This is a genomic window from Herbaspirillum sp. LeCh32-8 (assembly GCF_017814915.1).
Taxonomy (GTDB): domain Bacteria; phylum Pseudomonadota; class Gammaproteobacteria; order Burkholderiales; family Burkholderiaceae_D; genus Herbaspirillum.
The window spans coordinates 123645-142781 of the sequence record NZ_JAGIPZ010000007.1 but is presented as its reverse complement, the minus strand read 5'-3'; the positions used below and the strand labels follow the sequence as shown (position 1 = coordinate 142781).

The 19137-nt window shown below is 64.3% G+C and carries 17 protein-coding genes; 5 read left to right on the top strand and 12 right to left on the bottom strand.

From position 1 onward, the window contains the following. Positions 1 to 133: 133 nt before the first annotated feature. Positions 134 to 1408, top strand: a complete 1275-nt coding sequence (gene oxlT, locus J8I26_RS14235) for an oxalate/formate MFS antiporter (protein ID WP_209607763.1) — start codon at positions 134 to 136, stop codon at positions 1406 to 1408. A gap of 208 nt (positions 1409 to 1616) precedes the next feature. On the opposite strand, the gene J8I26_RS14230 is transcribed toward oxlT, so the two are convergent. Further along, positions 1617 to 2570, bottom strand: coding sequence for an aldo/keto reductase (locus J8I26_RS14230; RefSeq protein WP_209607762.1), 954 nt, complete (start codon positions 2568 to 2570; stop codon positions 1617 to 1619). A 223-nt stretch (positions 2571 to 2793) separates the two neighbouring features. On the opposite strand from J8I26_RS14230, the gene J8I26_RS14225 reads away from it, so the two are divergent. Further along, the gene (locus tag J8I26_RS14225) at positions 2794 to 4467 is read left to right on the top strand and encodes a Na+/H+ antiporter (protein WP_209607761.1); all 1674 of its coding nucleotides are present in this window, start codon (positions 2794 to 2796) and stop codon (positions 4465 to 4467) included. A gap of 98 nt (positions 4468 to 4565) precedes the next feature. Here J8I26_RS14225 and J8I26_RS14220 read toward each other — a convergent pair whose 3' ends face one another. The 7 genes from J8I26_RS14220 to J8I26_RS14190 form a co-directional block, all read right to left on the bottom strand. Continuing rightward, positions 4566 to 6101 (bottom strand): methyl-accepting chemotaxis protein, encoded by a 1536-nt coding sequence (locus tag J8I26_RS14220; protein ID WP_209607760.1) that lies wholly within the window; start codon positions 6099 to 6101, stop codon positions 4566 to 4568. Between the two features lie 365 nt (positions 6102 to 6466). Continuing rightward, the gene (locus tag J8I26_RS14215; protein WP_209607759.1) at positions 6467 to 6736 is read right to left on the bottom strand and encodes a hypothetical protein; all 270 of its coding nucleotides are present in this window, start codon (positions 6734 to 6736) and stop codon (positions 6467 to 6469) included. A 260-nt stretch (positions 6737 to 6996) separates the two neighbouring features. Further along, positions 6997 to 7797, bottom strand: coding sequence for a transporter substrate-binding domain-containing protein (locus tag J8I26_RS14210; protein ID WP_209607758.1), 801 nt, complete (start codon positions 7795 to 7797; stop codon positions 6997 to 6999). Between the two features lie 17 nt (positions 7798 to 7814). Next, complete coding sequence (locus J8I26_RS14205; RefSeq protein ID WP_209607757.1) at positions 7815 to 8588, bottom strand: ABC transporter permease subunit; 774 nt, start codon at positions 8586 to 8588, stop codon at positions 7815 to 7817. 97 nt (positions 8589 to 8685) lie between these two features. Continuing rightward, positions 8686 to 9681 (bottom strand): ABC transporter substrate-binding protein, encoded by a 996-nt coding sequence (locus J8I26_RS14200; protein ID WP_209607756.1) that lies wholly within the window; start codon positions 9679 to 9681, stop codon positions 8686 to 8688. After that, entirely contained in the window at positions 9678 to 10451 is a 774-nt protein-coding gene (locus tag J8I26_RS14195) for an ABC transporter ATP-binding protein (RefSeq protein WP_209607755.1), read from the bottom strand. Before J8I26_RS14195 ends, J8I26_RS14200 begins: the two co-directional genes overlap by 4 nt. A 282-nt stretch (positions 10452 to 10733) precedes the next feature. Continuing rightward, positions 10734 to 11606: an NAD-dependent epimerase/dehydratase family protein gene (locus tag J8I26_RS14190; protein WP_209607754.1), complete on the bottom strand. Its 873-nt coding sequence runs from the start codon at positions 11604 to 11606 to the stop codon at positions 10734 to 10736. Positions 11607 to 11642: 36 nt separating this feature from the next. Here J8I26_RS14190 and J8I26_RS14185 point away from each other — a divergent pair, with 36 nt between their 5' ends. The 3 genes from J8I26_RS14185 to J8I26_RS14175 all read left to right on the top strand — a co-directional run bounded on the left by J8I26_RS14185 (position 11643) and on the right by J8I26_RS14175 (position 14959). Next, the gene (locus tag J8I26_RS14185; RefSeq protein WP_209607753.1) at positions 11643 to 12686 is read left to right on the top strand and encodes a CDP-6-deoxy-delta-3,4-glucoseen reductase; all 1044 of its coding nucleotides are present in this window, start codon (positions 11643 to 11645) and stop codon (positions 12684 to 12686) included. Between the two features lie 482 nt (positions 12687 to 13168). After that, positions 13169 to 14371, top strand: a complete 1203-nt coding sequence (locus J8I26_RS14180) for an acetylornithine transaminase (RefSeq protein ID WP_209607752.1) — start codon at positions 13169 to 13171, stop codon at positions 14369 to 14371. A gap of 3 nt (positions 14372 to 14374) precedes the next feature. After that, positions 14375 to 14959, top strand: coding sequence for a C40 family peptidase (locus tag J8I26_RS14175; RefSeq protein ID WP_209607751.1), 585 nt, complete (start codon positions 14375 to 14377; stop codon positions 14957 to 14959). A gap of 14 nt (positions 14960 to 14973) precedes the next feature. On the opposite strand, the gene J8I26_RS14170 is transcribed toward J8I26_RS14175, so the two are convergent. The 4 genes from J8I26_RS14170 to J8I26_RS14155 all read right to left on the bottom strand — a co-directional run bounded on the left by J8I26_RS14170 (position 14974) and on the right by J8I26_RS14155 (position 19101). Next, positions 14974 to 15828 carry a FadR/GntR family transcriptional regulator gene (locus J8I26_RS14170; RefSeq protein WP_209607750.1) on the bottom strand — a complete coding sequence of 285 codons (855 nt, stop codon included), beginning with the start codon at positions 15826 to 15828 and terminating at the stop codon, positions 14974 to 14976. Positions 15829 to 15953: 125 nt separating this feature from the next. Further along, complete coding sequence (locus J8I26_RS14165; protein ID WP_209607749.1) at positions 15954 to 17015, bottom strand: Ldh family oxidoreductase; 1062 nt, start codon at positions 17013 to 17015, stop codon at positions 15954 to 15956. Positions 17016 to 17066: 51 nt separating this feature from the next. After that, entirely contained in the window at positions 17067 to 18566 is a 1500-nt protein-coding gene (locus tag J8I26_RS14160) for a tripartite tricarboxylate transporter permease (RefSeq protein WP_209607748.1), read from the bottom strand. 10 nt (positions 18567 to 18576) lie between these two features. After that, positions 18577 to 19101, bottom strand: a complete 525-nt coding sequence (locus J8I26_RS14155; RefSeq protein WP_209607747.1) for a tripartite tricarboxylate transporter TctB family protein — start codon at positions 19099 to 19101, stop codon at positions 18577 to 18579. Positions 19102 to 19137 lie beyond the last annotated feature (36 nt).

Here is a 19137-nt window from a genome sequence, read left to right as displayed (position 1 = left end):
CTGCTTTTGTCGGGACAGAATTTATGTATGCATAAATTTCGACGAAGGCACCCGGGGGCGCCCTCGTCCCGGCGTTACCAATCCGTTGTTCCAGCGCTGTTCCCATGGCACTCAAGTACAGGAGAAACGCACCATGACCACCCTCACCCAAACGGCGCCCGCCAGTGCGCAAGGCCTGCTGCGCAATCGCTGGTTCCAGCTCTTCATCGGCCTGGTCTGCATGATGACCATTTCCAGTCCGCAATACGTATGGACGCTGTTCACCAAGCCGCTGACCGCCAAGCTCGGCGTGCCGCTGTCGGAGCTGCAGATCACCTTCTCGATGCTGATCGTGCTACAGACTTTCTTCTCGCCCTTCCAGGGCGGCCTGATCGAGCGCTTCGGCGCGCGCCGCCTGATCGCCATCGGCACCTTCATGTCGGGCCTGTCGTGGGTATTGGCCGCGCAAGCCACCAGCATCGGCATGTTCTACCTGGCCTATGGCCTGGTGGGCGGCCTGGGCACCGGCATCGTCTACATCGGCGTGGTGGGCCAGATGGTGCGCTGGTTCCCGGATCGCCGCGGCTTCGCAGTGGGCATGGTGGCGGCCGGCTACGGCATGGGCGCGATCCTGACCACCTTCCCGATTGCCAGCTCGCTGGCCGCATCCGGTCTTGAAACCACGCTGTGGCAGTTCGGCCTGGTGTTCGCCGTGATCGGCGTGATCGCCGCGCAGGCTCTGCGCTCGCCCGACGCCGCCCAGAGCGCCGCCATGCCGGCCCCGGCAATCGCCGCCAGCAAGCTCGACCTGGCGCCACGCCAGATGCTGCGCACGCCGCTGTTCTGGCTGATGTTCGTGATGATGACCATGATGTCGACCTCGGGCCTGATGGTGACCTCGCAGATGGCCACCTTCGCGCGCGACTTCGGCGTGGCCAACGTGATGGTGTTCGGCCTGGCGGCGCTGCCGCTGGCGCTGACCATCGACCGCCTGACCAACGGCCTGACGCGCCCGTTCTTCGGCTGGGTGTCGGACCGCTGGGGCCGCGAGAACACCATGTTCGTGGCCTTCGCGCTGGAAGGCGTGGCCATGGCGCTGTGGCTGGCCACGCGCGACAATGCGGTGCTGTTCGTGCTGCTGTCGGGCGTGGTGTTCTTCGGCTGGGGCGAGATCTTCTCGCTGTTCCCGTCGACCCTGACCGACACCTTCGGCACCCGCAACGCCACTGCCAATTACGGTTGGCTGTACATCTCGCAGGGCATCGGCTCGATCTTCGGCGGCCCGCTGGCGGCGATGATGCATGAAAAGACCGGCAGCTGGCATCCGGTCTTCGGCACCGCCATCACGCTCGATATCCTGGCGGCCTGCCTGGCGCTGCTGGTGTTGAAGCCGTGGCGTGCGCGCTACCTGGCGCGGGTGGGCGGGTAAGCGGTTCTTTTGAATCCATGAAAAATGCCGGCGTGATGCCGGCATTTTTATTTCATGGCGATCAACGCGGTGCGCGACCTGATGCCAAACGACACTGGGTTCCTGCTTTCGCAGGAACGACAGGCTACTTGAATTTCACCCGCCGTCGCCCCTGCGAAAGCAGGGGCCCAGTGTCGTTCGTCGCACAGCGAACAGCGCGTGCAAAACATCAATACGCGCTGGCCTGATCCAGCAAAGCAATGTCTTCCGCGGAGAGCTTCAACTGCGTCGCCTTCACCAGTGCGTCGAGCTGCTGCAGCGACGTCGCGCTGGCGATCGGCGCCGTCACGCTGGGGCGTGCGATCAGCCATGCCAGCGCCACCGAGGCCTGCGGCGCATCCACGCGCTGCGCGACGGTGTCGAGCGCGGCCAGGATCTTCAGCCCGCGTTCGTTGAGATAGCTCTTCACGCGACCACCGCGCGCGGGGCTCTTGCCGAGGTCGGCTTCGGAACGGTACTTGCCGCTCAGGAAGCCGCTGGCCAGCGAGTAGAAGCCGATCACGCCCACGCCGTGCTGCAGGCAATACGGCTCCAGCTCCTTCTCAAACGAGGCGCGCTCGATCAGGCTGTATTCCGGCTGCAGCGTCTGGTACAGCGGCAGGCCCAGCCGTTCACCCACCTCTCGCGCCTCGGCCAGGCGTTTGGCATCGTAGTTGGAGGCGCCGATGATACGCACCTTGCCTTGCTTGACCAGCGTGCCGTAAGCCTCCAGCGTCTCTTCGAAGGGCGTCGACTTGTCGTCGTAGTGGGACTGGTAGAGGTCGATGTAGTCGGTCTGCAGGCGACGCAGCGAATCTTCCACCGCACGCAGAATGTAATCCTTCTTCAGTCCGACGCGGCCCTCGCCCATGTCCTTGCCGACCTTGGTGGCAATCACCACCTTGTCGCGGCGGCCGCCCTGGGCCAGCCATTTGCCGATGATGGTCTCGGACTCGCCGCCTTGGTTGCCGGGCACCCAGCGCGAGTAGACGTCAGCCGTGTCGATCAGGTTCAGGCCGGACTCGACGAACTTGTCGAGGATGGAAAAGGAGGTCTTCTCGTCAATGCTCCAACCGAAGACATTGCCGCCGAAGGCCAGCGGCGCCACGGCGATATCGGATTTGCCAAGCTTGCGTTGCTGCATGGAATGCTCCTTGTTATGGGCCCGCACCGGAAAAAAAGGGGGAGGTAAAGCAGGATGATCCCGGAATCGGGCAATGGACGAAAACTGAACTGCCCATTTTATTCCTCACCTGCAATATCTGCTGGGGCCCTGCGTCTTCTATACTTGCAACTTAGCCCGCCCGCGCCGGTCAGAACGCCGCCGTACTTCACAAGAACACCAAGAAAGAGCTCATCGCGCCACAATGGAAATCGTTTTTACCGTCCTGATCCTGCTGCTCGCCGTTGCCGTCTCCGGCGTCGTCGCGCGGCTGATGCCCTTCAAGCTGCCGCTTCCCCTGTTCCAGATCGCGCTGGGCGCGGTGCTGGCGCTGCCGCTGTTCGGCCTGAAGATAAGTTTTGACCCTGAGCTGTTCCTGCTGCTGTTCATCCCGCCGCTGCTGTTCACCGACGGCTGGCGCATGCCCAAGCGCGAGTTTTTCCGCCTGGCGCGCCCCATCCTCGCCCTGGCGCTGGGCCTGGTGCTGTTCACGGTGGTCGGGGTGGGTTATTTCATCCACTGGATGATCCCGGTCATCTCGCTGCCCTCGGCTTTCGCGCTGGCCGCCGTGCTCTCGCCCACCGATGCGGTGGCCGTGTCCTCGATCATCGGCAAGGGCCGCCTGCCCGCTTCGATGCAGCATGTGCTGGAAGGCGAGGCGCTGATGAACGACGCGTCCGGCCTGGTTGCCTTCAAGTTCGCCATCGCGGCGGTGATTACCGGCAGCTTCTCGCTGCTCGATGCCAGCCTGTCCTTCGTGCTGATCTCGGTGGGCGGCATCGCGGTCGGCCTGATCGTGGCCTGGGGCTTCGGGCTGGTGCGCCGCAAGATCATCGAGTGGGCCGGCGACGAACCCGGCATCCAGGTGGTGCTGCTGATGCTGATCCCCTTCACCGCCTACATCTTCGCCGAACACTTCGGCCTGTCCGGCATCCTGGGCGCGGTCGCGGCCGGCATGCTGATGCCCTACATCGAAACCGCCGGCGGCGAATCGGCCGCCACCCGCATGCAGGGCCGCAGCATCATGACCATGCTGGAGTTCGTCTTCAACGGCATGTCCTTCCTGCTGCTGGGCCTGCAATTGCCGGGCATCGTCAGCCTGGCGCACGTCGATGCCCGGATGGCCGGCAACGTGCCGGTGTGGCATCTGTTCGTCTACATCCTCGCCATCACCGTGGCGCTGATCGTGCTGCGCTTCGTGTGGGTCTGGATCAATCTGCGCATGCGCCGCTTCGCCTCGGCGTTGCGCGGCCAGAGCGGACGCAACCGCAAGTTCGACCTGCGCCTGATCAGCATCACCGCGCTCTCCGGCGTGCGCGGCGCGATCACCCTGGCCGGCGTGATGTCGATCCCGCTGCTGCTGAAGGAACACACCCCCTTCCCGGCGCGCGACCTGTTGATCTTCCTGGCCACCGGCGTGATCGTATGCTCGCTGCTGTTCGGCAGCTTCCTGCTGCCATGGATGCTGAAGGACCTGCAGCTGGACGCCGAGGTCAAGCGCCGCCGCGCCGAAGAAATGAGCGCGCGCATGCGCCTGTCCGAAGCCGCCGTGCGCAGCATCGAGACCGCGCAGGAGCGTATGGGCGAGGACCTGGACGAGGCCGACCTGGCTTTGCTGACCGAAGTCAGCGGCAGCCTCCTGGCGACCTACCGCATGCGCATGAACGCCGAGAGCGATTCAGAGGAAACCCAGCGCTCGGCCAACCGTTTCAAGCAATTCGAGCGTGAACTGCGACTGGAAGCGATCCGCGCCGAGCGGCTGGAGGTGCACTACCTGCGCGCCGAGCAGCGCATCAACGACGAGACCTTCCTGATGCTGATCAACCAGATCGACATGGCCGAGACCTGGCTGCTGGGTTCGCTCAACGGCTCGGACTAGCTGACAAAACGCGTCCGGAGCGCCAACAAAAAAGCCCGCACGGCGAACGCCATGCGGGCTTTTTTAACGCGCTGCGGATGCCCCTGCGTCGAACGGCGTCAGGACAAGGTGAACACCGCCATTTCCTGGCGCTGCGCCGCCGCGCGCTCGGCCAACGCCTGCGCAACCTCGGCAACATCAGTCACCAGGGCGACATTCTTGCGGGCCAGCTGCTCGATTTGCGTCACCTCATCATTGATCGCACTGACGCCACGTTGCTGCTGCTCCGACGCGTCGACTATTTCCGCATTGATGCCGGCGACCTTCTGGATCGTCTGCTGCATGTCGGCCACGCTCTTGCCTACTTCCTGGGCCTGCCCGACGCCATGCTGGATCGTGGAGACGGACGTCTCTATGAGCTCCTTGATCTCCTTGGCCGCCGCCGATGCCCGCTGCGCCAGGTTGCGGACCTCACTGGCCACCACCGCAAATCCACGCCCCTGCTCGCCCGCCCGCGCCGCTTCCACGGCAGCATTGAGCGCCAGGATGTTGGTCTGGAATGCGATCGATTCAATGAGGGTGGTGATGTCGGCGATTTTGCTCGAACTGCCGCGTATGTCATTCATCGTCATCATCATGCGGCTGACCGCCTCGTTGCTGCTGCGAGCCATGCCGGCCGCATCGGCGGCCAGCATGGTCGCTTCACGCGCGCTGCCCACGTTGTCGTCGACGGCCTTGAGCAGCCCCGAGAGGCTGGAGCGAGCCTGCTCTATGGATGCCGTCTGCTGGCGTGTGCGCTCAGCGAGATCCGCGTTGCTGCCCCTGATTTGCTCCGACGAACTGGCAACGTTATCGCTGGAAACCTGGATCCGGCCAACGATGCCGCTCAACTGCTCGCTCATGCGGCCGAGGGCTGTGAGCAGATGGGAAAACTCATCCCGCGAGCGAATCGCAATGCGGCCGCCCAACGCGCCGGTAGCGATGCGTTGCATATGATGAACGGCCTCATTGAGCGGGCGGGACACTACCCTGAAGAGGTAGAGATTGACCATGACGATGAACAGCAAGCCCGACAGGCAGGCGAATGACATACCGTAGAGCATGCGTTGATAGTCACGCTCGCCCTCCTCCATGGCATCCTGAGCCTGCTTGAAATTGTCCTCGACATCCAGGCGGATCTGCTTGTGCAAGCCTTCTGCGATGGGTACGGCGGCATCCACCACGGGCTTGGCCGCATCGAAATCGCCTGCCTGCAGGGCCGCCACCGCGCGATCGACGACGGCCTGGTATTGCGGATAGATCACCGCAATCCGCTCGGCAATCTGGCGTTCCGTGTCGCTGCTGATGCCGCCGCCGGGATAGTAAGCGTTCCAGTTGCGGTCCATCTCCTGTCGCGTGCGCTGCAGCTCGGCGGCGAGCTGGCGGCTCCTGTCGACGTCACGCTCAACCTGCATCCGGCGCAGCTGCCGCCGGATGTCGGACTCCATTGCCTGCATCGTCAACATCTGGATGATGGGCACCGTGTTGTTGCCATAGATGCCGCGCAGGTCCGCCGCTATGCGTGACATGCCCATGCCCCCCGCAAGGCCCACAACGATGGTGATGAGCAGGCAAATACAGAAGGCCGACGCGATCTTTAGTCGTACTGAATGCATGCTCCCCCCGAAACCAGACCAGGCATGAATACCGCGCAATCATGAGGCTCGCCGATGGGACCCGGCGCCTCCCGCAACAAGATAGTCCCCGGACGCCAGGGCCATCACAGCGAAACCATGCTACGCCGCATTACTTTTCTTTTTGATAACAAAAAGAGCGCATTTAACCCTTTTATTCGCCTTAACGCCCTGCCAGCCGATTCCTTGGGACAAGGCTGTCTTTGCCGCCTTGCTTCGTTTCCCGGTCACTGACTTCAAGACGCACTCCGCCTATCCGAGCCCCAAATGAAAACGCCGCCCAGCGACCCGCTGGACGGCGTTCAGGGCCGGTTGCCGGCCCGTATGTGCTTGCGAAGATGCGGCTGTCAGGCCAGCGAGTTGACCGTGGTGCCGATGATTTCACCGGTCGCGTTGCGCGAGATCTGTTCGCGACGGTTGCGGTCTTCGCGTGCGGTTTCGGCGCGCTTCTCGTCGGCCTGGATTTCTTCCAGACGACGTTGTTCGGCTTGCTGGGCCATGCGCGCCTCGTCGGTGCGGCGCACCTGATCAGGATCGGTGGCCTTGCCGGTGGAGGTGGTGTTGCCGTTAGGGTTGGGAATAACGGCGCTGACGGCTGCGGCGAGATCGACGGGCATGATGGGCTCCTGCGGATATTCGGTTTGTGTCCAGGTACTCTGCAATGCTGCAAACGTGATGTTACGCCTATTGCCGCGTTGTGCCACTCGGGAAATTCATTAGGCAGCAAAAAAACCTCAGATTGCGCGCTGCCTGTTATCCGGCAGGCAAGACGCCGTCGCCAAACGATGTCGGCGCAGCAATTAATGGAGCAAAAAAGAGACGCTGGCGAGACGCCGCGGATCAGCGTTCAGTGACAGTCAATGATGATCGGCAGCAATCAGTGGCAGTCCGGCACGTTCTGGTCAAGGTAGACCTCGAAGGCCACGTTGTTCACCCATTTCTTTTTCACGCCGCTCCAGAACGCATCGTTCCAGCGCGCGGCGATCTGCCTGAGCGCAGGCAGGTCGGCGGCATCGGCGCCGCGCACTTTCAGCACCAGGTTCTGGCGACTCGTGGGCGCCAGCTGTGCGGAAAACTTCTTCCACTCCGGCAGCTTCAGGAGCTCCTTCATCATGGCGTCGTCGTGCACGGCGGCGTCGCATTCGCCGATGCGCACCGCCAGCAATGAATCCGCCGGCGCGCGCATCACCTTCTCGACGGCGCCATAGCGCGCAGCCAACGTGCCGACGTAAGGCGAACCTTGCGACACGCATACGCTGCGCCCTTTCAGGTCGTCCCACTTTTTGATCGTGGTGTCGGTGCGCATGATGGCCATGCCGCCGGCGCTGTAGCCGGTGGGAATGACGGTGGTATCGGCCGCCGCGGCCTCCCCTGCCGGCGCCAGCGTGATGGCCAGATCGGGACGCGCGTTCTTCAGCGCCTGCAGCGCGCCATCGGGGGAATTCTTCTGGTAGTCGGCCTTGAGTTTGAGCTGTGAGGCGAGGTCGTCGGCCAGCACGCTGTCGGGGCTTTCGGGGGTGCGGAATTTCATGCCGCCCTTGAAGGGCGGCGGCACGTAGTCCAGCCCCACGCGCACCATGCCGCTCTGCCGCGCGGCGTCGATCACGCCGGCCTGCGATGCAGTTGCGAACGCGCAGATCAGCATCAGCTGGGGCAACAGAAACGCACGCGCGGTCATGGCTGGCTCCCGGGCCCTCAGACGTACTGGTAACGCAGCAGGCGATGCTTCAGGTTTTCCAGGATCACCTGGTCGATCAGCGCGGCCAGGATGGCGATGGTCAGGATGTTGGCCATCACGCCTATCATGTCGGCGGTCTCACCCGAATAGGCCAGCGTGCGGCCCAGGCCCTTGCCGAAGCCGACCAGCATCTCGGCCGAGATCAACGCGCGCCAGGCGTTGCCGAAGGCCAGCTGGGCGCCGGTGATCAGCTCCGGCATCACTGCCGGCAAGTACACCCGACGCAGCATGCCCAGGCGCGACGCGCCCATTACACGGGCGGCCGACACATGCACCTGCTGCACGCTCTCGGTGGCGTTCATCACCGACAAGGCGGCCGGGAAGAACGCGGCGATCGCCACCACCACGATCATCGGCAGATTGCCGAAACCCATCAGGATCAGGAACAGCGGCACCCACGCGATCGAGGGAATCGACTGCAGGATCACGATGGCCGACTTCAGCACCTCACGGAAGAAAAACAGCACCGCGCCAATCAGGCCGAAGCCGATGCCGAACAGCAGCGCCGAGCCATACCCCAGGCCCAGGCGATACAGGCTGCCGAACAGCGCCAGGCGGAAGTTGTTGGACTGCACCTCCTCCACCAGCCGCGCCACCACCGACGGCACACCCGGCATCAGGAACGACGGCAGCGACCACGCCGCGATCTGCCACATCAACAGGATGAATGCGATCGCCAGAACCATGGCGAGCTTCTTACGGTAACCGGTAACGCGACGCTGAGAGCTCATAACGTGTGATGCTTGAAAATGACGATGGCCGGAAACCTCCGGCCGGGGAAATCTAAACGGGAGACCGGCGGCGATGCTGCCATCGCCGCTGGGGATCTTAGAGCTTGCGCGCCTGCTGCCAGGACAGATCCGTAATCGAATTCACATCGAACGGCTTGCCGTCGCGCGTCTTCAATGCACCCTGCTCTTGCAGGATGTTGGAGATTTCCTGCATGCGATCCTGATCCTTCTTGCTGATCTTCGGGGTGAAGGTCTGGCTCTTGATGGCGTCGCGGATCACGTCTTCACGCAGCACTTCGCCGTGTTTCAGGGTCTTCAGGGTCGGCTCGGCGATGAAGTAGCCGGCGATCAGCTTGGAGGCGTCGGCGGGCTTCTTCTGCAGCAGGGTGATCGCGTCACGCTGCGCGTCCAGGGACTTCCAGACGGCGTCGCGCTTCTTCTTCAGGGTGTCGCCCGAGGTGATCACCACCATGCAAGGGAAAGGCCAGACTTCGCCGATTTCATAGATCTGCTTGACCGGCGCGATCAGTTGCGCGATGCGCGCCTGCGGCTCGAACAGGAAGGCGGCGTCGACGCGCTTGCCCACCAGCGACTGCACCGCCACCTGCGGCGACACGCCCATCACGTTCACGTCGTCGGGCTTGACGCCGGCGTCTTTCAGAACCACGCCCTTCAAGACGGTGTCGGCGGTGCTGCCTTCGGCCTGCGAGGCCAGGGTCTTGCCCTTGAGGTCGGCCACCTTGTTGATGCCCGAGTCTTCGCGCGCCACCAGCGCGTGGTAGCCCAGCTGCGCACCGCCCACCACCTTCAGGTCGGCGCCCTTGGAGGCCCACGCCACGGCGTTGGAGAAACCGAACACGCCGCTGTCGAGCTGGCCGCCCACGATGGCCTTGACCAGGTCGGTGCCGGATTTGAACTCGATCAGTTCCACCTCCAGGCCGTACTTCTTGTAGAGGCCGGCTTCATAGGCGGCCATGGCCTGGGCGTCATCCATCACGCGCAGGTAGCCGATCTTGAATTTTTCCAGCGCCATCGCATTGTTTGCGAAAGCCAGTGCGGCCAATGCCGGAACCAGGATGCGTGCGAGCTTCATACTCCAACCCCTTCTAATGTTTTTGAAAATTCATCCTGCTCGGCATGGATGCCCAACAGGCAGAGGATCTCGCGGCGGATGGCCGCGAATTCGGACAGGTCATGCGTCTTCTCGTGGTGCACGAGATTGAATTCCTTCAACACCTTGGCCGGGCGCGGGCTGAACACGAAGACGCGGTCGGCCAGGAACAGCGCCTCGTCGACATCATGGGTGACCAGCAATACCGTCGGGCCCTGCTGGCGGATCAGGTCGCGCAGCGCGTCCTGCAGCGTCATGCGGGTCAGCGCATCGAGCGCGCCGAAGGGCTCGTCCAGCAGCAAGGCCTTGGGCTGGGAGATGAAGGCGCGCGCCAGCGCCGCGCGCTGGCGCATGCCGCCCGAGACCTGGTGCGGATAGTAATGCTCGAAGCCCTTGAGCTTGACGTTCTCCAGCCAAACGCGCGCCTCCTGGGCCGCCTTCTTCTTGTCGACCTTCTGGAATTCCAGCGCCAGCGCCACGTTCTGCTCCAACGTCAGCCACGGGTAGAGAGCGTTTTCCTGGAACATCAGCGTGCGTTCCGGATGCGGGCCGCGGATCTGCTGGCCGTTGCCGGTGACCGAGCCGGAGCTGGCCTTTTCCAGGCCGGCGGCCATGTGCAGCAGGGTCGACTTGCCGCAGCCCGAGGGACCGACCAGCGCGACCAGCTCACCCGAGTCGATCTCGCGGGTGAATTCTTCGATCACGTGCAGGTCGCCGAAGTGCTTGGCGACGTTGTTGAAAGATAGCTTCATGTCGTCCGGCAGCCGCCGGTTAAGGCGACCGCTCGTTGTGGATTCGGATGGTGGAAACGGGGAAGGCTGGCGACGGCCGGAGCCGGGGCGGATGCGGTTGCGGCGTGGTGCCGTCTGGTCTGCATCGCGGGCTGAAATCCCCCAATAATTTTAGCTTGGCACTGTACTGTTGCCGGCGAGGCAAGACAACTACTTTAAATTCTTATGCTTATTCGAAATTCGCATATAGAACTGCACCGAATTGCATAAAGACCAAAGATTCCCCTATGCAACCTCCGGACGTCATCCATTCAGTTCCGCCAGCAAGGCCTGCACGTCCGGATAGCGCAACCGCAGCCCGAGCTCCTGCTTGAGACGGCGATTGTCCAGCCGCCGCGACTCCGACATGAACGACAGCAGCGCCGGCGAGACCGCCTGCTCCAGCTCGGCGCGCGGCAGGCGCGGCGGCCGGGCCAGGCCCAGCGCGTCGGCCGCGGCGTCGAAGTAGTCGGCCATCTTCAGCTCGGTGTCGTCCACCGCGTGGTAGATGCGATTGGGCGCGCCGCGCAGGATTGCCGCTGCGGCCGCGCGCGCCAGGTCGTCGGCATGGATGTGGTTGGTATAGACGTCGTCGGCCGCAACCAGCGCCGGCGTGCCCTTCTTCAGGCGCTCGGCGGGTAGGCGCCCGGCGGCGTAGATGCCCGGCACGCGCAGGATCGACAGGCGCGAGCCGCTGCGCCGCGCCCAGGCGCGCAGCACGCCTTCGGCATCCACCCGGCGCACCGCGCGGGCATTCTGCGGCCGCACCGGCCGGGTCTCGTCGAAGCGCGCGCCGCCGCAATCGCCGTACACGCCGGTGGTGCTGATATAAACCAGGCGCACCGCGTCGGGTAAAATGGCGGCCAAATTGCGGGTACGGCGGTCTTTTTTGCCCTCCGGCTGCGGCGGCGCCAGATGCACGACGGTCGGCGCCAGCCGCGCCAGGCGTCCCAATGTATGGGGCCGGTCGAGGTCGGCCACGATGGGAACAGCCCCGGCGGCGCGCAGTTCGGCGCAGCGCTCGGGGTTGCTGGTGACGGCCAGCACGCGATAGCGCGGCAACAGCAACGGCAGGAGGCGCAGGCCGACATCGCCGCAACCCAGTATCAGTACCCGCGGCAAGCCCAGTTTTTTCACGGTGTTCAATCCTTTTCAGTCCAGAAGCAGAATTGTATGAGTTTCCAAGTCACAGTCCAGCCAAGCGGTCGCCAGTTCACCTGCGATGAAGGCGAAACCATCCTCACCGCGGCCATCCGCGCAGGCGTCGGCCTGCCCTACGGCTGCAAGAACGGCGCCTGCAGCTCCTGCAAAGGCAAGCTGGTGTCGGGCGAGGTCGAACACGGCCCGCACCAGGAACGCGCCTTGTCGGCCCAGGACGAGAAGCTGGGCTTCTCCCTGTTCTGCTGCGCCAAGCCGCAATCGGACGTGACCATCGAGGCGCGCGAAGTGGCCGGCGTGGGCGAATTCCCGATCCGCAAGATGCCGGTGCGCGTGGCCGGCCTGCAAAAGGCAGCCGACGACGTCATGATCCTGTCGCTGCAGCTGCCGGCCAATGAGCGCCTGCAGTACAAGGCCGGCCAGTATCTCGAATTCATGCTGCGCGACGGCAAGCGCCGCGCCTACAGCATGGCCATCGCCCCGCACAAGGACGAGCCGATGAGCCTGCACATCCGCCATCTGGCGGGCGGCCTGTTCACCGACCAGGTGTTCACCACCCTGAAGGAGCGCGACATCCTGCGGGTCGAAGGCCCGCTGGGCACCTTCTTCCTGCGCGAAGAGTCGGACAAGCCCATCGTGCTGCTGGCCTCCGGCACCGGCTTTGCGCCCATCAAGGCGATCGTCGAACAGCTGGAACACGCCGGCTCCAAACGTCCGGTCACGCTGTACTGGGGCGGCCGCCGCCCGCAGGACCTGTACATGAACGCGCTGTGCGAAGAGTGGGCGCGCACCCTGCCGGCCTTCACCTACGTGCCGGTGGTCTCCGACGCCACCGCCGAGGACAACTGGAGCGGCCGCACCGGCTTCGTCCACCGCGCGGTGATGGAAGATTTCCCCGACCTCTCCGGCCATCAGGTCTATGCCTGCGGTGCGCCCATCGTGGTGGAGTCGGCCCAGCGCGAATTCGTCGCCCAGTGCAAGCTGCCGGAAGACGAGTTCTACGCCGACTCCTTCACCTCCGAGGCCGACCTGGCCAAGGATGCGCCGGCGGCAAACTAACGACCCCGCGGCGGCGTTTGTCACGCCGCCGTCATCCGGTTTTGCGATGATCGCGCCAAACCCTTGCCGGGCAAGGCGGCGGCGCGAATGCAACGTTGGGGAAAATGAGGCAAAATTGTGGGCAATTCTTTTTGACGCTATGCGCAAAACGTCCTAATATTGACCGCATGATCGCCAACGCCACTTTTTTACGACGTCGCAGCCAACCTCTGGAAGGTTTGCATCTGTGCGCGTGAAGTGAAACGAATCGCGAAGCCACAGGCAAACCCTGTGGCTTTTTTTTATCCGCCATTTCGGGTTGCCGTGCGCTTTTCACCGTTCTTCAAGAATCGCTAGCAGCATGCCTCCGGCAAGGCGCGTTACCGCAGACAGTACCAAGGTACGGCGAGATGACGCAACGCCGCCGGCGGCATTCTGCCAGCGATTCGATGGCCGGTCTGCCCGCACCAATCCAATCAACCATTCCTTGCAGGAGCCTTTCGATGGAATACAAAGAGTTCGACAGCAACAAGCTGATGTACGTCACCAACCGCCCCGACCTGGTCTTCACCGAAGGCGAAGGCATGTGGCTGACCGACCATAAGGGCAAGCGCTATCTCGACTACCTGCAGGGCTGGGCGGTCAACGCGCTGGGCCACGCGCCGCAGTGCATCGCCGACGCCCTGGTGGCGCAAGGCAAGAAGCTGATCAACCCGTCGCCGGCCTTCTTCAACGCGCCCTCCATCGAGCTGGCCAACCTGCTGACCGAGAACTCCGCGTTCGACCGCGTGTTCTTCGCCAACAGCGGCGCCGAAGCCAACGAAGGCGCCATCAAGCTGGCGCGCAAGTGGGGCAAGAAGAATCCGGCCACCAACGGCGACGCGCGCTTCGAGATCATCACCTTCAAGCACAGCTTCCACGGCCGCACCATCGCCACCATGTCGGCCAGCGGCAAGGACGGCTGGGACACCATGTTCGCACCGCAGGTGCCGGGTTTCCTGAAGGCCACGCTCAACGACCTGGCCAGCGTCGAAGCGCTGATCAGCAAGCACACCGTGGCCGTCATGCTGGAGCCGGTGCAGGGCGAAGGCGGCGTCATTCCTGCCACCCGCGAATTCATGCAAGGCCTGCGTCGCCTGACCAAGCAGGCCAACCTGCTGCTGATCGTGGACGAAGTGCAGACCGGCATGGGCCGTACCGGCGAGCTGTTCGGTTACCAGCTGTCGGGCATCGAACCTGACATCATGACCCTGGGCAAGGGCATCGGCGGCGGCGTGCCGCTGGCAGCCCTGCTGGCACGCGAAGACATCGCCTGCTTCGAAGCCGGCGAGCAAGGCGGCACCTACAACGGCAATCCGCTGATGACGGCCGTGGGCGCTGCGGTGCTGAAGGAAATGATCAAGCCCGGCTTCATGGAAACCGTGCGCGAACGCGGCGCCTACCTGCGCCAGCGCTCGCTGGAAATCTCCGAGAAGTACGGCTTCGAAGGCGAACGCGGCGAAGGCCTGCTGCGCGCGCTGCAGCTGGGTCGCGACATCGGCCCGCAGATCGTCGAAGCGGCGCGCAACCTGGAGCCGGTCGGCCTGCTGCTGAACGCCCCGCGCCCCAACCTGCTGCGCTTCATGCCCTCGCTCAACGTCAGCAAGGAAGAAATCGACCAGATGTTCACCATGCTGGAAGAAGTGCTGGCCAAGATCGAGAAGTAATCGATGACAGCCGCGCGTCGCCTTCAGATCGAGACCAGCCGGACGGCCCCGCCGTCCTCCCTGCCCTTCCTGGCGACGCGTCGCGCCGGCGCCTTGGCCGCCCTGACGGCGGCGCTGGCGCTGGCCGCCTGCAGCACCGCGCCGACCTCGCCGCAGATCGAGCGCCTGCCCGGCGCTCCGCAATCGCAGGCGCCGGCATTGCCGGCCACCGATGCCGGCAATGAAGTCGCGATCTACGCCCTGTCGCTGATCGACACCGGCTACCGCTTCGGCGGCAAGAATCCCTCGGCCGGGCTCGATTGCAGCGGCATGGTTTCCTACATCTTCGGCCAGGCCGCCAACTACAAGGTCAGCGGCAGCGCCGCCGACATCGCCCGCCAGGGCCGCCAGATCGATCCGGGCCAGTTGCGCGCGGGTGACCTGGTGTTCTTCAACACCATGAACAAGCCGTTCTCGCATGTGGGGATCTACCTCGGCGACGGCCGCTTCGTGCATGCGCCGTCCACCAACGGGAAGGTGCACATCACGCGCATGGACAATCCCTACTTCGCCAAGCGCTTCGAAATGGCGCGCAGCTACTTCAACTAAATCCGGATAGCAGATCAGGCAGGCTTGCGTGCGGCGCGCCCGCGCGGCTTGGCGACCGGCTTCTTGACCACCGCGGCGGCCTTGACGGCCGGCGCGCGCTTGCGCTTGGGAGCGGCGCCCGCGACCTTGGCGTCGCCGGCTTCGGCCGCCTCGCGCTTTTCACGGGTGCCGTACTTGAGCGTCAGGTTGGCGCTGTAGCGCTTGAAGGAAATATCCATATGCCGGCGCATCGCCGCGCGCGCCTTGTCCGGGCTGCGCTCGCGCAGCGCCTGGATCACCAGCGCATGCTCGTCGACCGCCTCGTACCACACTACCTTGCTGTCGAAGTGGCTGTGCAGCCGCTTGAACAGCGGCCCGAGGCGGGCGTCGAACAATTGCGTCACCAGCCCCACCAGCACGCTGTTGCCGGTGGCCTCGGCCACGCGGATGTGAAACAGGCGATCGGCCTCCAGCGGATTGATGCCGGCATCGGTGTGCGCGATCATCAGCCGGAAGGCGTCCTCGATGGCTTCGATCTGGGCCTCGGTGGCGTTCCGCGCGGCAGCGTCGGCGACCTCGCCTTCGATCATCTCGCGGGCGCGGATCAGCTCCAACGGCCCTTCCTCGCTGGACAAATCGATCTGTCCTTCGCGCGGCGCCGGCGGGCAGACATAGATGCCCGAGCCCATGCGCACCTCGATGTAGCCCTCCACCTCCAGCGCGATCAGCGCCTCGCGCAACGAAGGGCGCGAGACCCCCAATTGCACGGACAAATCGCGCTCGGACGGCAGGCGCGAGCCGACGGGGAACTCGCCGTCGACGATCAACTTGCGCAGCTGGTCGCCGATCTGCCGGTACAACCGCTGCGGCTCTATCGCTTCTATGGGCATGGATGATCCGATCAAATCTTAGGCCTGGCGCCGCCGCGGGCGGGTGCAGGTCGCTTCGTTTTTGTAGCGCCGGATTGTATCTCACGGGTCGGGCGGGTCTCCATCCGCCCGACCCGCTTGCTGCATCAGCCCACTGCGGCCGGGAAGGCCAGGCCGTAGCCCGCCGCCGCCTCGCGCAGCATCGGCGCGATGGTCGGGTGCAGGGCCACGCCGTCCTTCAACTGCTGCGCGCGGCGCTGCATGCCGCGGTCACCCGGCATGCGCACCTGCTCCACGCCGGGACGCGGCGGGTTGTCGCGGCAGGAGGCGGCGATGTGATCCATCTGGCGCAGGAAGTCGTCCTTGCCGCCGAAGGCCGACGGGTCGTACAGCGACATGAACACGGTCGCGCCCCAGCCCGCCGGCGGATCGGCGCGGCCGAAGCCGGACAGGCCGCCGGTCAGCGCCTCGATCAGCACCGCCAGGCCAAAGCCCTTGTGCCCGGCCGACAAACCGCCCAACGGCAGGATGGTGCCCGGCGGATCCTGCGCCAGCACGGCCGGGTCGCGCGAGGGATTGCCGTGACCGTCGATCAGCCATTCTTCCTCGAACTGGCGGCCGGCCTTGTGCAGACGGTTGCTCATGCCATTGGTGGTGACCGAGGCCGAGATGTCGATCAGGAACGGCGTGCCCGAGGTCGGGATGCCGGCCGCGATCGGATTGGGCGTAAAAACCGCGCGCGTGCCGCCGAACGGCGCCACGCTTTGCACCGCCGGATCCGAGCTGGCCAGGATCATCATGAAGCCCTCTTGCGTGGCGCGCAGCAGATAGGCGGCCAGGCAGGCGATGTGATGGCTGTGGTGGATCGTCAGCGAGGCGCTGCCGTAGTCGCGCGCCTTGGGAATGAGCGCATCGATACCCTGGTGCACCAGCCACGGGCCGGGCAAGCGGCGACCGTCCCAGGCCAGCGCGGCGGCGCGTTCGGACAGCACTTCCGGCTGGCCGCTCTTTGTCATCGCGCCCTTCTCCAACTCCTTCACATACGGCGCCAGCAGCGCCAGGCCGTGGGTGTCGTGACCCAGCAGGTCGCCGTCGACCAGGGTGTCGGCCACGCTGGCCGCCTTGTCCGTCTCCAGCCCGGCCTTTTGCAGCAGGTCGGAGGCGAAGCGGCGCAGTTCATCGGCGGAAAAACGTTCGGGTGAAGCCATTGATACAACCTTCCTTTCGTTGCGGATTGACTTGATCTGAAAAATGAAGCGCTATGCAGGCGCCATTGCGCGGCGACGACGAAGCATCTTCAGCGCGAACGGCAGCAGCCAGAGCAGGATCGTCAGTACGCCCAGCGAGCCGGCAATGGGGCGTTCGAAGAAGGCGATGAACTGACCATCGGCCTTGATCATCGAGGTCACGAAATGTTCCTCCAGCATGCCGCCCAGCACCACGCCCAGCACCGCCGGCGCGACCGGGAAGCCGTTCTCTTCCATGAAATAGGCCAGCATGCCGAACACCAGCATGATGCCCACGTCGGTCACGCTGTTGTTGGTCGCATACGAACCGACGATGCAAAACAGCAGGATCAGCGGCATCAGGATGCCGCGCGGGATGGTCAGGATGCGCTTGGCCATCTTGATGCACAGGAAGCCCAGCGGCAGCATCAGCAGGTTGGCCAGGATGAAGACGATGAAGATGGCATACATCGACACCGGATTCTCCACGAAGATCATCGGGCCCGGGTTGAGGTTCTTCATGTACAGCACGCCGATCACGATGGCGGTGATCGAGTCGCCCGGGATGCCAAATACCAGTGCAGGAATCCACGCCCCGGCCAGCGCCGAGTTGTTGGCCGCGCCGGATTCGACGATGCCTTCCGGGTGGCCGGTGCCGAACTTCTCCGGCTCCTTGGACATCTTCTTGCTCATCGCGTACGACATCCAGGCCGCGATGTCGGCGCCGGCGCCCGGCAAGGCCCCCACCAGCGTGCCCAGCACGCTGCCGCGCAAGACCGACTTGGGATACTTCACCATCAGGCCCCACATGCCCTTGAAGACGTTGCCGACCTTGCTGTCCCCCACCTTCATCGAGAAATCCCTGGACACCGCGAAGCGCAGCACCTCCGACATCGCGAACATGCCCACCATCAGCGGCACCAGCGACACGCCGCCGAGCAGATCCGGCTGATCGAACGTGAAGCGCGGCGCGCCGGCCGGGTTGCCCATGCCCACCGAGGCGATGAACATGCCGAGGAACAGCGAGACGAAGCCTTTGAGCGGATTGTCCGACGCAATGAAGATGGCGCAGGTCAGGCCCAGCAGCACCAGCCAGAAGTATTCGAACGAGGAAAACTTCAACGCCAGCTCAGCGAGCGCCGGCGCTGCCAGGATCAGCACCACGGTGCCGAACAGGCCGCCGATGACCGAGAACACCAGGCTCGCGCCCAGTGCGATCTCGCCCTGACCTTTCAAGGTCATGGAGTAGGCCTCGTCGGTGTAGGCCGCCGACGACGGGGTGCCGGGGATACGCAGCAGACAGCCGGGAATGTCGCCCGAAAAAATCGCCATCGCGGTGGCCGACACCATGGCGGCAATCGCCGGAACAGGCGGCATGAAGAAGGTCACCGGCACCAGCAGCGCCACCGCCATGGTGGCCGACAGGCCAGGCACCGCGCCCATGAACAGCCCGAACACGGACGAACCGAGGATCACCGCCAGCACATAGGGATCGAACACCATCCCGAACGCGGCATAAATATTGGCAAGCATGCTCGTCTCCTTACCAGGCCACAGAGTTGAGAACGCCCCAGGGTAGCGGCACCTTGAGCAGCTTGTAGAAGATGTAGTGGATGCCCAGTGCGCTCAGCAGCGCCACCGGCACGGCCGTCATCATCCGCGTGCGGAAGGTCAGAAACAGCACCAGCAGCAAGATGAAGGCAGTGGGCAGAAAGCCCAGCGGCTCCGACACCCAGATATAGAACAGCAGCGACGCCGGGATCAGCAGGAACGCAAATACGGCATGGCGGTCGCCCATCCATTGCGGAACGGTGAACCAGTGCGCGTCCTGCTCGTTGTCGCCGACGGCGGCGATGGTCGAGGCATGCGCGGCGGAGGTCTTGCGCAAGCCGCGCAGACCGCGCACCACCAGCAGTACAGCGCAGATCATGAAGCCGCAGGCCAGCGCCTGCGGAAATACGTTGGGCCCGATGTCCTGCCCCATGGCGGGCAAGCGATCGGAGGCAATCCAGATCGCGATCGCGAACAGCGCGACCAACGCGCCGGAGAGAGCGTCATTGATTTTCATGTGGGCGTCATCCAAAGGAGTTTGGCGAAATTCTTG